This is a genomic window from candidate division KSB1 bacterium, assembly GCA_016214895.1.
Lineage (GTDB): Bacteria > Electryoneota > RPQS01 > RPQS01 > RPQS01 > JACRMR01.
The window spans coordinates 311,016-325,177 of sequence record JACRMR010000003.1 but is presented as its reverse complement, the minus strand read 5'-3'; the positions used below and the strand labels follow the sequence as shown (position 1 = coordinate 325,177).

Below are 14,162 nucleotides of genomic sequence, written 5' to 3'. Positions count from 1 at the left end.
AGTTCAGTCAGGTTCCCGCTTCGAGGCCGCGGTTACTTCTTGGGCCAGAGCGACGTCTGGCCGGTATCGGGAAGATCTGATTCCAGCGTCAGATTCTCGCGTTGCATCGTCGCGATATCGGTCTCGGTCGGGAAGGCCGCCCGCTGCAACGCGCGCACGTAGTGTACGACCGCCCAGCGCTGGGTCGGGCGCAACTGCGAGGCGTAGCTCGACATCAGGCCCTGCCCGAGCGTCATCGTGTGATAGATGCGGCCGTCCTTCCAGACCAGCAGCTTCTCGCTGTACAGACTCGGCGGCATCGTAAACTTGGGCACAATGTAGCCGCGACCGTCGCCGCGCGCGCCGTGACAGACGATGCAATAGCTGTTGAAGTACTTCTTGCCCGCTTCCAGCACGTCAGGGGTCGGGGCGAGCGGGTTTAGCATCTGATCCGCGAGCAGGGAATCGGCAAAGGTGTACACATACGGCTCGAAATCGCGCGGCACCGCAAAGGGCGGCGGTGTTCGCGTGCCCACGCCCGGAACCGTCGTCGAATCGTATTCCTGCGCGCGAACGGAAAGCTGCCGGTACATGTCCGGCATGTATTCGGTCTCGCCGAAGTCCCGAGTGCCGCACGACGACAGCCCGCAGCCCAGAACCGCGAGCAGCAGGAGATTAAGCGTCAACACGACGGACTTCATCCGCACCTACTCCCTTCAGAAATGCTTGGACGTCGTTGTCCTTCATACCCTCACGCAGCGGCACGATCAATCCAAACTTGTCGTCGGTGAAACGCTCGTCATAGATTTTCGGCGTGTTCGTCGGCATGTGGCAGGCGCGCCAGACCGCGATAAACGTGGCGATGCCGCCGATCAAGATTCCGCACTCAAACACCACCGGAATGAATGCCGGCCACGAAATCAACGGCTTGCCGCCTACGTTGATCGGCCAGGCTACCGCACTCGTCCACGACGCGAACAGGAATCCCAACGCCGCACCGCCCAGCCCCATCACGAGCGTGACCCACGGCACCCACGACATCTTCAGGTGCAGCGCCTTCTCCATCCCGTGAATCGGATACGGCGTCATGATGTCAAGATGCCGCCAGCCCTGCTTGTGCGCGGCCTCGGCGGCGTTCAGCACATCGGTGGGCTCAGAAAAGACAGCGACCATCACCGGCGTAAGCTTAGTCATGGGCCGTTACCTCCTCGTGCAGGCTGGGCTTGCCGCTGCCGGTCGGATTCGGCAGCACGCCTTTCATCTCCGCCATGGCAATCGTGGGAGCCACGCGGACAAAGATCAGGAACAACGTAAAGAACAGGCCGAAGGCGCCGATGGTCCAGCCGAAGTCCCAAATTGTCGGCGTGAAGATCTCCCAGTTGGCCGGGATGAAGTCGTTGTGCAGCGACGTCACGATAATGTTGAAGCGCTCAAACCACATGCCGATGTTCACAAAGATCGAGACGATGAACATCACGACCAGCGAGCGGCGCGCCTTCTTGAACCAGAAGATTTGCGGAATGATCGCGTTACAGCTCATCATCGTCCAGAAGGCCCAGGCATAATGGCCGGTGGCGCGATTCCAAAACACATAACGCTCGTACGGATTCTCGCTGTACCAGGCCGTGAACAACTCCGTAATGTAGGCGTAGCCGACCATCAGGCCCGTGGCCATGATGATCATATTCATGAGTTCCATGTGCCGGATCGTAATCAGATGCTCAAGATGGAACATCTTGCGCATCACGACCGTGAGCGTCACCACCATCGCGAAGCCGGAGAAGATTGCGCCGGCCACGAAATACGGCGGGAAGATCGTCGTGTGCCAACCCGGCAGCAACGATACGGCGAAGTCGAAGGACACGATCGAGTGGACCGACAACACCAGCGGCGTCGACAGTCCCGCGAACACGAGGTACGCCTTCTCGTAGTGATTCCAGGCCCGCGCGGAGCCGCGCCAGCCCAACGACAGGATTCCGTAAACCTTCTTGCGCAACAGATTCTTGGCCCGGTCCCGCATGGTGGCGAAGTCCGGCACCAGCCCCTGATACCAGAACAGGAGTGAAATCGTCAAATAGGTGCTCACCGCGAAGACGTCCCACACGAGTGGCGAACGGAAATTCACCCACAACAGCCGCTCATTGGGATACGGGAACAGCCAGAACGCCATCCACTGGCGACCGGTGTGCAACAGGGGGAAGATGCCGGCGGTCATGACGGCGAAGATCGTCATCGCTTCGGCGGACCGGTTGATCGCCGTCCGCCAATACTGCCGCAAGAGGAAGAGGATCGCCGAAATCAGCGTGCCGGCGTGACCGATACCGATCCAGAATACGAAATTCGTGATGTCAAACGCCCAGCCGACCGGATGGCTGATGCCAAAGATGCCCTGCCCCTTGATCAGGAGCCGGACCACCGTGATGATGCCGATCCCGAGCATGGTGCCGGTGATCGCGATGCCAATCCACCATAACGCATTGGGCAGACGCGTGGTCGGACGCAATACGTCGTCCGTCACATCGCGCAGCCGAATCTTCGACGAGATCAGGTCGGACGGCGGCAGCACGTCTTCGACCGGCTTGACCCGCGGAGCAACCACTGCCATCAGGAGTGCTCCTTTCGCTCATGGTAGCCATCGTGCCCGGTGCCGTGGTCAGCGTCCGCCAAGGGGGCTCGATTGCGAATTTTCGTGTGATAAGTGATCGATGGTTTCACATTCAGTTCTTCGAGCACATGGAAACCGCGCGGATCCGCCGTGGCCTGCGAGACCAGACTGTCCGGATTGTTCATGTCGCCAAACGTGATCGCGCCGGTCGGGCAGGTCTGCTGACAGGCGGTCTGGAGATCGGTGTCATGCACCGTGCGCCCAAGGTCCTTCGCCGTGCGCTTGGCATCGCGGATGCGTTGATGGCAAAAGGTGCACTTCTCCATGACACCCTTTTCGCGCACCGTGACATCGGGGTTCAACGCCAGTTCGAGCGGATGCTCGTCGTAGGCGGCAAATGTAAACTCGTGCCAGTTGAAGCGCCGCACCTTATAAGGACAGTTGTTCGAGCAGTAGCGGGTCCCGACGCACCGATTGTAGGTCTGCTGGTTCAGCCCTTCGTCGTCATGCACCGTCGCCAGTACCGGGCAGACGGTTTCACACGGCGCGTTTTCGCAATGCTGACAGAGCATCGGCTCGAACGCCGTCTCGGGGTTCTCGCGATCGCCGCTGTAGTAGCGGTCGATGCGAATCCAGTGCATCTCGCGACCCTTCTGTATCTGCTCCTTGCCCACGACCGGGATATTGTTCTCCACCTGACAGGCGACGATGCAGGCATTACAGCCGATGCAAGCCGTGAGGTCGATGGCCATGCCCCAGCGGTAACCCTTGTACTCGAAGCCCGGGCCCCACATGCTCTCGCCCGGTTCATGCCCATGCAAACCGGCCTTCGGGTTCTTCCGATACTCCTCGAGCGACGTCTCATAAAGGATATGCCGCCCGTCAACATAATTGTGGCCCTGGACACAGGGCAGCTCTTCCCACCTGCCGGTCTTGGAAGCCTGACACGCGACGCTCGATGCGAGTAGCTTTCCGTGTTTGACTTGCCGGAAAACGAAGGCATTCACACCGGTGTCATCCCCCACGCGCCCCGCGCGCCGACGCCCCCATCCGGACTGTACGCTGATCACACCGTCGGTGTCGCCGACCTGAATATGCGCCTGGATCTCCGCCGAGTTGCCATCCGCGTCAAGCATGATGAAGTCGCCTTCATTCACTCCGAGCTGTTTGGCTGTCGCTTCGGACATGCTGGCGTAGTTTGTCCAGCAGATTCGCGAAACCGGATCCGGGAGCTCGAGCAGCCAGGCATTGTTGGCATGTCCGCCATCGCGAAGATTCGGCGACGGATAGACAACGAGCTCGAGCCCGCCGCGATCCACCTGCGGAAGATCAAGCCCGGTCAGCGCTTCCACCTTGAACAAGCGGCGGTCGGTATCGCGTTCGACAATCGTGTTCACGACACCCGCTCGCAGCGCGCCCGACCAGAAATCGTCGAATGTGGCTTCGTAGCGACCCGGCTGACTCCAGATCTGCCGGTTCCAAGTGTCCATCATGTATGTTCGCCAGTCGCCGACAAAGCCGCTCAGCGGACCCGCTTTAGCGGCCACCGCGAACGCCAATAGCGACGATTCCCAACCGCGGCAATCATAGAGCGGCATGATGGTCGGCTGCACCAACCCGTACAGGCCCGCCTGCGGCTCGTTGTCACCCCAGCTTTCCATGTCATGCAGACCCGGCAACACATAGTCGCACCAGATCGCCGTCTCGTCAACGCGATCGGCGAGACTCACAGTCGTCTTGACTTTCTTCATACCGTCAGCGAAGCCGGCGGATTCGGGCAGCGTGAAGCCGGGGTTGGTTCCGAACGTAATCAGCGCCGTGACCTTGCCCGCCTTCATATCATTGATGAGCGCCAGCAGCTCAGCGCCCGAACCGAGGCTCTGCTGAGATGGCGCCACCACGGTATCTACCGTCCGACCGTCATTGCCCAGTAAGGTATTCAGCAGATTGACGATCGCTTGCAGCGATTCGACTTCGCCGCCGAATACGATGGACTGCCCGCGATGCTTCCAGAGCTCTTGCGCAATCCGCTGAATCGTGCCCTGGGGCAGCGCGGCCTCGGTTTCGATACTGGAAACCGAATACCGCGCCAGAACCGACTCGATGTCCGCGCGTCCGGCAATCGCCGCGTCCGGCGGCATGATCGCCAGCAAATTCTTGGCAATCGCGATCGCAACCTTCGTCGCATCGCCGGGACGAATCCGGAATCGTTCGTCCGCGCTGGAACCGGTAATGGTCAGGCACGGCTCAAACGCGACGAGCTTATTCAACTTGCCGTCGCGCACCTTGCGCAGCTCGCCGAAACCGACCTGCCATTCCAAAGCGGAGTACCCGGAACCCAACGGATCGGCATTCAGCGAAAGAATGTACTCCGCCCGATCAAATCTGTAGCGCGGGAGCACTTTCGTGCCGTAGCACTTCTCCTGTGCGTTGCACGTAGATTCAGAGTTCCAGCCGTCAAACATTACGTGCCGCGCGCCGGGGAAAGCCGACAGGAACTCGGCGATCAGCCGGCGGCGCGCCGGTCCATTCACGGTTCCGGTCAGCAGTACGATCTGCGCATTGGGCGCGGTCAACGCCTTGGCGATCTCGTCATCCGCGGTCGGCCACGGAATCGCCTGCGGTTCGCCGCCGCCGCGCTGCTGCTTGATCGGACCCGTCAGACGGTCGGGGTCATAGAGATTGAAGATCGAAACCTGCCCCGCCGCATCGAGTCGGCCGCGGGTCAGTGGATGGTCGGGATTGCCTTCAAGCTTGACGGGTCGGCCCTCACGCGTACGGATCAGCACTCCCGTGCCCACGGCGTCGCCGAGCGAGGATGCATAATAGGTCGCGACACCGGGCACCACACGCTCGTCCGCTTTGACAAACGGAATGATCTTTTCCGCCGGGCGCAGCCCGCAACCCGCGGTCGCGAACGCCATGGCCGCGCCGGAAAGTTTGAGAAAGTCGCGGCGCGAGAAACCCTGGTCGCCCCCGCCGTTGTTCTTCACGGCCAATTCCATGAACCCCGCCGCTTCCATGACCGGACCGGGACGCGAGTTCAGGCCGTCCGGTGACCAGCCCGTCGCATCATAATAGGCGGCGGGCTTGTCGTAAAATTCCTCGCCGCGCCGCCGTGCCACCTCCGCGGAACCATTCAGCTCCGCCAGCGACGTCCAGTGCACGCGCGGTACGGCCGTCAGGCTCTGCGCCGCACGCGGCTCGGGTGCGTGTTCGTGACGGTGTTCGCTCATTGATGGCATGTGTTGCAGGACGTCGGTCCTTCGTTCTGGCGGTGGCAAGTGATGCAGTCGCCCATGCGCAGTCGTTTCGCCTGATGCACCACGTCCATCTGAGCCACATCACCGTGGCACTCCTGGCAATCAAACCCTTTCGCGATGTGGGCCTGATGCGAAAAGAACGCATGATCCGGCAGATTGTGAACGCGAACCCATTCCACCGGCTTGCCCGTATTGTACAGCTCGGTCAGCTTCACAATATTCGGCTTGTCCACGGCCACCACGCCGTGACAATTCATGCAGATGTTCAGGGCCGGAATCGTGGCGTGCGGCGAGCGCTCCACATTCGTGTGGCAGTAAAGGCAGGGAATATGATTCGTACCGGCGTGGATCTTATGGCTGAACGGAATGGGCTGCGCCGGAGCGTAGCCCTTGTTCGACCAGATCACATTTCCCCATAAATAGTAGCCGAAGGCGAGAATCGCGACGGCATAGACCGCCCCCAACACGTTACGATTCATCGCACCTCCGCGCGGACGCGATTACTGGTGCAGGAGAGATGGGTCATGCAGGAAGGTTCGAAGGATACAAACAAGAACGTGAAATTTTGCGCAAACGGCGTCCCCAACTAAGCAAAATCCGGGAAGAGCTCCCGGACTTGCCGGCCAATGAATCAATGATGGTGCTGGGTGGACGCAATCCGACTGGAGGGGTACCCGAGAAATGTGCTAAATTCGCGAGAATATACATGCTTTCACTGTGATCCGCAAGTCCTAATGATATCCATGACTTTCGTTTCCACAGCGAAGTCGAAATAGTTGTCAATTGGTCATATTCTCATTTCTAAACTATTCAAAATATTTAGCTTATATATTACAACTCGTTATCCACATTATTTACATGATTTTACCGCTGTTTTCACGCCTCACCGCCTTAGATCAGGTCCGCTGACACCAAAATTTCGGAGCCAAACGAGAGGCATGGTCCGGCTATCGAGGCACACGAAAAACAATCAGGGCGCTGGAGCAGATCCCCAGTCGAGTCATCCATGTATTGATAGGCATGATTGGCCACTCTGACGGAGAATACACCAATAGTCTCCGCACATCAACACGCTGAAATCCGAGCGCCTCGAGGCGCCTCATCCATGACCGCACACTCATCTTGCGAAACGCATTCCAGAACCCCGGATAGCCACCGATGCCTGAGGGCAGCAGCAGGAATGATAGTTTGCTTGCCAGACTTCGCTTCTGCCGTGTTTCGACGGCTCCGCTGGTCTGCGTCGCGAAGTGAGTGCTGCCCGGGACCAGGCCTTTGTCGCCGTGACGAATGCGCTGCAACACGAAGCGCAGATTATTCCAGTAATGCGCGGGAATACGGAGAATCAGCCAATGATTGGTCGGTACCGTAAAGGCATAGATGCAACCCGGTTTCCCGATCCGTTTGAGTTCGGTAAACACCTGCGGCAGAATAGATTCCGGAATATCCTGAAACACCTGATTGGAATAGATCAGGTCAAACTGCCCGGTCTGGAACGGCGTACGCTCGATCCGGCATTCGTGATACTCGAGGTCCGGCATGGCGCGGATGCCGTCGCTGGTGTAGAGATCAGACGCCGAAACCTTGCCGAACTGCCGAAGGTGCGGGATCTGGAAGCCATCCCCACAACCGAACTCCATCACGGCGAAGTCCGGCGCGCCCAGCCGGCCTTCCGCCTGAAGGATCTCGGACACAGCGGACATGGCGAGCGATACCTCACGCTCCCGTTTGTGCCTTAAGTGCTCTTTGGTTGCTCGTGCAGTTCTCGGATACATGTTGTTATGGTGTCGAAATTGCTGGTAGTGTTACCCTGTACAATGTCACCGGGCCCGCTGAAACCACACGCTCACCGAGGGTATCGAGTTGCCCGCGAAGCCGCGCGTCCCAATGCTCCGCCTCCAGGTCACTCCAGAGGATGTGCGTGCATTGATATTGCCGCAACGTGCGCGAGCGCTGCTCCAGCGTCAGCGGAGTCTCATAGAAGGCCAGAACGTCCCTCCGGCGGCGCTCGATTTCCGGCTGCATGAGCGGATTGCCTTTGGCCTGCGCCACCAACCGCGCACCGCTGATCGCCGGTACCGGCCAGCCGCTGATCAAATCCGCCATCACGATCTCGTGCGGCTTCAGAGATTGCGCGAGAAAGAAGAACGGGTCCGCGACCCGCGTGGACGGTTCGCCGGACTGATCCTCGCGAATTCCCAGCATGGCATACTTGCGCAGCTCATTGACCCGAAAGGCCAAGCAGGGCAGCAGGACGACGAACACCAGAATGAACACGAGTCCGTCGCCGCGCAGCGATTCGCGCAGCCGGGACCACTTCAGCAATCCGCGATCCAACGCAAAAATCGCGACCGCGATTTGCACGTACACCATCATCCAGAACAGGAAGCGCGCACCGATCAGCACCTGCAGTACGTCGCTGACCAGATAGGCGATCCCGCAGAGAATCGCCGCGTAAACCAGAAACAGCTGCTCGCGCCGCCAGGCAAAATAAGCGAGGACCGGAGCACCCACGAAGGCGGTCCCGATCGCCAGCGGGCGATTCGAAAACATCGGCATATAGAACCACGACTCGGTGGACCCTTTGAACAGCACGGTCCAATAGTCAAAGTACGGCCAGACCAGCGCCGCGCCGAGTGCGAGCAGCGGCACGGCCTGCAACCCGATCACTTGACCCCAACGGCGCTCCGCCAACAACATCGCGAAACCGCCGGCAAAGGCGAACAACGCCGTAATTGGGTGCGAAATGAAGACGATTACCGACAGCAGCGCGAAACCGAGCAAGCCGCTCCAGCGGCGCTCGTCGAGATACGAGCGCAAACTCGCCAAGGCATGAAAGCAAACCGCAAACGCGAAGATTCCGGTGAACGGCAGCGACACCAGCAGCAACTCGAGCTGGTAGGCGTTCGCCTGCGTATAGCCCTTGCCCCAGAGCAAGAGCATCGCCCCGAGCGCGTACAGCGGCAAGTCGGTGCGCCGCCATTGACGCGACACGAAGCGATACACGCCGCTCAGCAGGATGACCAGATTCGTCAGGGCGGCGAAGAGCATCACGGTCAGCTGATCGAGCCCGGTCAAGCGCATAAAAACACCCCACACGATTGTGTAGGGCACAAAGCGAGGGCTGGTGTGTTCGCCCAGCCCGATCAGGGGATTGACCGGATGCAGCGGATGCTCCGCCACCGCCCGCACCGCCGCGGTCGTCTCCCAGTAATCCTCCTCCATCCCCCATGGCCGAATCAGATTGTAGAACAACGCCAGCGCCACCAGCGCCAGCGAAGCGTACAGATACGGCCGGTTACGCCAGAGTGGAATGGACTTGCCCGGCGCGATCATTCGCCTGACTTAACGGGTTCAAATAACGAGAACCGCGCCGCGCCCATCTTTTGCAAGAGAAACTTGCCCATCACGCCGACGGTTTGCAAACCGTACTTGGTACTGCGCTTGAAATTGATCGACGAGGCTTCGTCAAAATAGCGGGTGGGAATCGGAATGTCGCCGATGCGAAACCCATGATAGACCGCCTGCGCCAGGAACTCCGTGTCGAAGACAAAGTCCTCGGAGTTGTTGCGGTAATCCACGGTTTCCAGAACTTCCCGCGCATAGGCGCGAAACCCGGAGTGAAAATCGCCCAGATTCTGGCCGAGACAGACGTTCTCGAAGGTCGTCAGCGCGCGATTGCTGAGGTACTTGTACACCGGCATGCCGCCCGCGAGCGTCTCGTGGCGCGTGCGAATGCGCGACCCCAGAATCACGTCGCAAATCCCGGTTTGCAGAAACGACAGCGCCGCCGGCGTCACCCGACCATCGTACTGGTAGTCCGGGTGAATCATCACCACGGCATCCGCGCCGCGATCGAGTGCCGCATCATAGCACGTCTTCTGATTCCCACCGTAGCCGCGATTCTGCGTGTGGCGAATGACCGTCATGCCCAGCGATTCCGCGATCTCCGCCGTCCGGTCGCGGCTGCAATCATCCGTCAAGATGAACTCCTGAATGCAGCCCGCCGGAATAGATTCGAACGTCTTCCGCACCGTCAGCTCCGCATTGTACGCGGGCATGATGCAAATTACTTTCCGCAAGCTGCGCTCAGGGCGCTCGTTCAGTCGGTCAAAGGAGGGTCGAGACATGCGTATATAGATTATCCGAAATGTACGTCAACAACCGGGGCAGGCGGGGACTCTCAGGGGAGGATCGGATACACAAGGTAGTACCGCCGTTGGTCCCCGCTGCCCAGCGGAGCAGTGTCAAGAAACGACGTCGATCCGGTGGTGCCGATGATCGTACTCGAACTCACCAGATCATTCCAGTCCGACAGGCGACAGACGCGGTAACCCGTCGCTCCCACGCGGGCCGACCAGCGTATCTCGACGGCGCCGCCGCTCCGAGCCGCGGTCAGATGTTCAACCGGATCGACCAACGTGTGATCCCAGAATCCGGTAAGCAGGGTTTCCATCGCGGAACGCAACTGCGCGCCGATCACGCGGTACGGTCGAATCGAAAGCATGATCAGGTTGTACGCCGCCGTCGGAGTTGGCCGCGCCGCCGCCCCGATCACCGCGGCGGCATTGAAGTTCCGGTGATAGAGTGGCTGGACCAGCGGCGAGCCGGCCAGCGTGAACTCCGGGCACAGGGACATTTGCGAAGCATTGAGTTTCCCGAAATCCAGCAGGGCCGGGTGCTCGCTGCGCGCCGTATCGGTGTTTAACCAATCCACCGCCGTCAGCCACGACGTCAACTGCAAACGGGATTCCAGCTCCGCGCCCAGTGACGTGCTCAACTCCTTGCCCATGATGAGCAGATTGCCGCCGCTGTCCAGATAGAGATTGAGCACGGGCAACATCGCCGTAAACGCGGCCTGATCGCCACCGAAATTGTTGAATAACCACACGGTCTGGCGCGACTGCCAGATGGCCGCCATCAGACTGTCCGTGCCGTGTCCATCCGGTGTGTAGCCCGGCGGATAACTCCCGGTCGTGAACAGGTCCCAGAAGCGGAACGGTCGGGTGCCCTGAATTACGTTGTCCGTGTAGAACGGAGTGATCTCCGCACCATAAACGGTCCAGTCCATGCCGTTCACGATCAACATGTCACCGACCGACGGAGCGCCGGGTGCAAAGCCTTGAACGGTATCGCTGGGGAGCGATGTTCGACCGTCGCCATGCACAGAACAGATCCAGTAATCGTACGTCTCGTAGCGGTTATGCGTTGCGTCGGCGTACGCAATGCCCGGAGTGTTCACGACCGCGAGCGTATCGACCGGACCCTGGCCATCGGCACGGCGGCGGAAGACGCGCATGCCGGTGTAGCTGAAGCTCGTCGGAAGCACCCAATTCAAGACAATCTGTGTGTCCGCCGCTTGAGCCGTCAGCCCCGTCGGAGCCGGATAGCGGCCCAACAGGTTATCATAGATGTAGTCCAGACTCTGCCGCAGCGGAGTTTGGTCCGCACGGTAGGGCCGGTGGCTAATCAGGCACGTGTTGTAGAAATTGGGCGGAGCCGCGCGGGAGAGAATGCCCATCAACTCCTGCGGAACTACATTGTCGAACTTGTAGAGTGGCAGCGTACAGCCCGACACATCGATTCGCAGCGGAGCGAGATTGTCCGCGTTCGCGCCGCCGGCGCGCTTGGCGATATCGGAGAGCCCGGGATGGAGTGCAACCAGTGCGTTCGTGGTCGTTACCGAGTTGTCAAATCCCGAGCCAACGACGTGCGCGTAGTCCCGAAGCGTGGTCGGCGGCATGAAGTCGTTCAACTCTTTTCCGATGACCAACAGCTCGCCGCCGTTCTGCAGATAAGCGTCGAGCACATTGCCGAATCCACGCAGGATCGTACCGTCATTCGTGTCCGGATCCGCCGGATCATAGCCGTTCAACACCCAGATCACGCGACGCGAATTTAAGATCGCAGCCGGAAGACTATCCGGGCCAAACCCGCGCGGAATCAATCCGGGCGGATACGTGCCGGTCGAATAGAGATCCCAGAAGTCAAACGTGTCGGCGCCCATCAGCACATCGTCATTCCAGAAATTGTAGGCTTCCGAGCCGTAGAATGTCCAGTGAATCCCGTTGACTACCAGCGGGACGTCGCTGCCGACGTTGAGGCCCAACGTGGCGGCCACCGGATCCGACGGATTCGAGGGAAAGCCCGCAGCGGAAACCGCAGTAATCCGGTAAACGTACGTATTCGGATTGGTGACGGTCGTATCGAGGAATAGATGCCCGGGATAGGGCACCGTCGCAATCGAATCGAAGGTGCTGACCGAATCGAGCCGCCGGAAAACCACGTGGTGATCCGTGCCCGCCTCGCCGTTATCAAACCATTCGAGCTGGACACGATCAACCAACGGCAGCGCGGTGAAGTAGCGCGGCTTGCCGGGATGACGGGTGAACCACTCGCCGGACAGAATGTGGAAGTCCCCGCCGTTATTCCGCTCGTTGTTCGGGCCGTCACCGTGCATTACATTGGGAATGATATCCCAATAGCCGTCGCCGTTGAAGTCGCCCGTCGTACACCAATAGGCCAACAGGTCACTCTCCTCCGCTCCCTGAATCGCCGGAACTTTGCCGATGGAAAGCGGAGGACTGGCCAGGTCGATGAGTTGTGGAAGGAGCTGCGGACCGCCATAGACGACGCGCACACATCCTGATTTATAGATGTTGTACGGCCCGCCGTCGTGCACCGCCGCGGCGAAGATATCGAAATAGCCGTCGCCGTTCAGATCACCGCAAGGGTTCGAGTCGCCGACTAACCAGTCTTCCCCCCCACCCCAGATAATCGAAGTCGAATCGGGCAGGCCCGACTGCAAGTCCCACGACGAAAACCAGTTGTAGCGTCCGTAAAAGACGTAGCAGTTCCCGGCCCAGAAGATATCATTGTAATAGCCATCCGCGCGAAACGCGCCGACGATCAAGTCGTGGATGCCGTCGCCGTTGATGTCCGCGGTCACGATCTCTTCGGCCAGCTCGTCGCCGCCGATTTCCGGCCCCGAATTGCCGTAAGCACCCCACACGACCGTGCTGCCCGTGGGCATGCCCGCGTGCAAGTCGATCGTGTCCGGCCAAATGGCGCGTCCGGGTAGAATATAGAACTCGCCGGCCTCGGGTCGGTTGTTCAGCGGACCATCGCCCGCGCCACCGGTCTCGAACGGATAGTCCACATTCGTATCCCCAAGACGGGCCACGCGATACGCGCCCGCTCCGAGAATCAGGTCGTCGTACACGTCGCCGTTGATATCATCCAACTCCACGGTGTTACCCATCTGGTCGTCGGCGTCGATACCGTAGATGATCGTGCGGCGATGCGTCGTGTTCGCGAGATCAATGTGGTCGAGCCGGGCAAACGGCCCGAACAACAGATAGACCTCGCCGCTCTGCTGACGCGCGTTCTGATAACCGTCCGCGCGCGGGGCGCCGATCAGCACGTCGATCGCGCCGTCATTATCCGCATCGCCCGTGGAAATCCAGACCCCCAACTTGTCGTCGGCCTGCGCGCCCGTGATCGTCGTGATTTCGAACTCGGTCATGTCGGCGGAACTCGCCAGATCTATGAATCGATCCCGAAGGTGAGCGCCGCCCCAGATGATATACACGGACCCGCAATCCTGCCGGCCCAGCGTGTCCGCCCACATCGCACCCACGATCAGATCCTGCGTCCCGTCGCCGTCAAGATCGCCGGTCTTCGCATTCGAAGAAAAATAATCCTTCCGACTGCGACCCCAAATCGTCAGCAGGTTGGAATAGACCCCATCATAATTCGCGAAATCCACCAGCCCGCGAATCGAGTCCACCCCGAATAGAACATGCAACTCACCGCACGAGGTTCGGTCGCCGAGGCGGCCGTCGCCGGTTATCGCCGACAGAATCGCGTCCATCTTGCCGTCACCGTCAAGGTCGCCGCCGCCGTAAACCGGAATCCCGGTATCGCCGTCCCCTGCTGACGGATTAAACATTGTCATCTGGCCGTCCTGCGTGCGATCCGCCAGTTCCCAGAAAAGAACCGGGGTCGAACGGGCAATCGTCACCAGAGCCACAAGCCCGGCGGCGGCCAGCAGTAGTCTCGAAGTGTGCTGCTTCATCGTTTACCTCTGCTTTGGCATCGTGACCAGTACCCTGTTCGCCAAGACTCCTCACTGACGTCATTGAACAGATGATCGTCAGTAACGTGATTAATTACAATATGCTATGCTTGATCGCGCCGGCGCACGTCGCCAGGATACACTGAAGCGCAATATACGAATTTTTTTCAATCTTACTATGGATTCGACCCGGCGCGGCGTCAATGATTGCGTTTCTACGGAGAGGTTCGTACCTTTCCCT

General features: G+C 59.8%; 9 protein-coding genes. All 9 read right to left on the bottom strand.

Features of this window, described 5'->3' with window-relative positions:
• Nucleotides 1-32 precede the first annotated feature (32 nt).
• The 9 genes from HZB60_03220 to HZB60_03180 all read right to left on the bottom strand — a co-directional run bounded on the left by HZB60_03220 (nt 33) and on the right by HZB60_03180 (nt 13,921).
• Nucleotides 33-680, bottom strand: a complete 648-nt coding sequence (locus tag HZB60_03220) for a cytochrome c (GenBank protein MBI5058778.1) — start codon at nt 678-680, stop codon at nt 33-35.
• Nucleotides 655-1,173, bottom strand: a complete 519-nt coding sequence (locus HZB60_03215; GenBank protein ID MBI5058777.1) for a DUF3341 domain-containing protein — start codon at nt 1,171-1,173, stop codon at nt 655-657. The genes HZB60_03220 and HZB60_03215 overlap by 26 nt, the downstream gene beginning before the upstream one ends.
• On the bottom strand, nt 1,166-2,584 hold the full coding sequence (gene nrfD / locus HZB60_03210; GenBank protein ID MBI5058776.1) for a polysulfide reductase NrfD: 1,419 nt from the start codon (nt 2,582-2,584) through the stop codon (nt 1,166-1,168). Before nrfD ends, HZB60_03215 begins: the two co-directional genes overlap by 8 nt.
• Nucleotides 2,584-5,820 (bottom strand): 4Fe-4S dicluster domain-containing protein, encoded by a 3,237-nt coding sequence (locus tag HZB60_03205; protein ID MBI5058775.1) that lies wholly within the window; start codon nt 5,818-5,820, stop codon nt 2,584-2,586. The genes nrfD and HZB60_03205 overlap by 1 nt, the downstream gene beginning before the upstream one ends.
• Complete coding sequence (locus HZB60_03200) at nt 5,817-6,326, bottom strand: cytochrome c3 family protein (protein MBI5058774.1); 510 nt, start codon at nt 6,324-6,326, stop codon at nt 5,817-5,819. The genes HZB60_03205 and HZB60_03200 overlap by 4 nt, the downstream gene beginning before the upstream one ends.
• A gap of 468 nt (nt 6,327-6,794) precedes the next feature.
• Nucleotides 6,795-7,547 carry a class I SAM-dependent methyltransferase gene (locus HZB60_03195; protein ID MBI5058773.1) on the bottom strand — a complete coding sequence of 251 codons (753 nt, stop codon included), beginning with the start codon at nt 7,545-7,547 and terminating at the stop codon, nt 6,795-6,797.
• A gap of 76 nt (nt 7,548-7,623) precedes the next feature.
• Nucleotides 7,624-9,180 carry a hypothetical protein gene (locus tag HZB60_03190; GenBank protein ID MBI5058772.1) on the bottom strand — a complete coding sequence of 519 codons (1,557 nt, stop codon included), beginning with the start codon at nt 9,178-9,180 and terminating at the stop codon, nt 7,624-7,626.
• Nucleotides 9,177-9,905, bottom strand: a complete 729-nt coding sequence (locus tag HZB60_03185) for a glycosyltransferase family 2 protein (protein MBI5058771.1) — start codon at nt 9,903-9,905, stop codon at nt 9,177-9,179. Before HZB60_03185 ends, HZB60_03190 begins: the two co-directional genes overlap by 4 nt.
• A gap of 122 nt (nt 9,906-10,027) precedes the next feature.
• The gene (locus tag HZB60_03180; GenBank protein ID MBI5058770.1) at nt 10,028-13,921 is read right to left on the bottom strand and encodes an FG-GAP repeat protein; all 3,894 of its coding nucleotides are present in this window, start codon (nt 13,919-13,921) and stop codon (nt 10,028-10,030) included.
• Between the last annotated feature and the right edge of the window lie 241 nt (nt 13,922-14,162).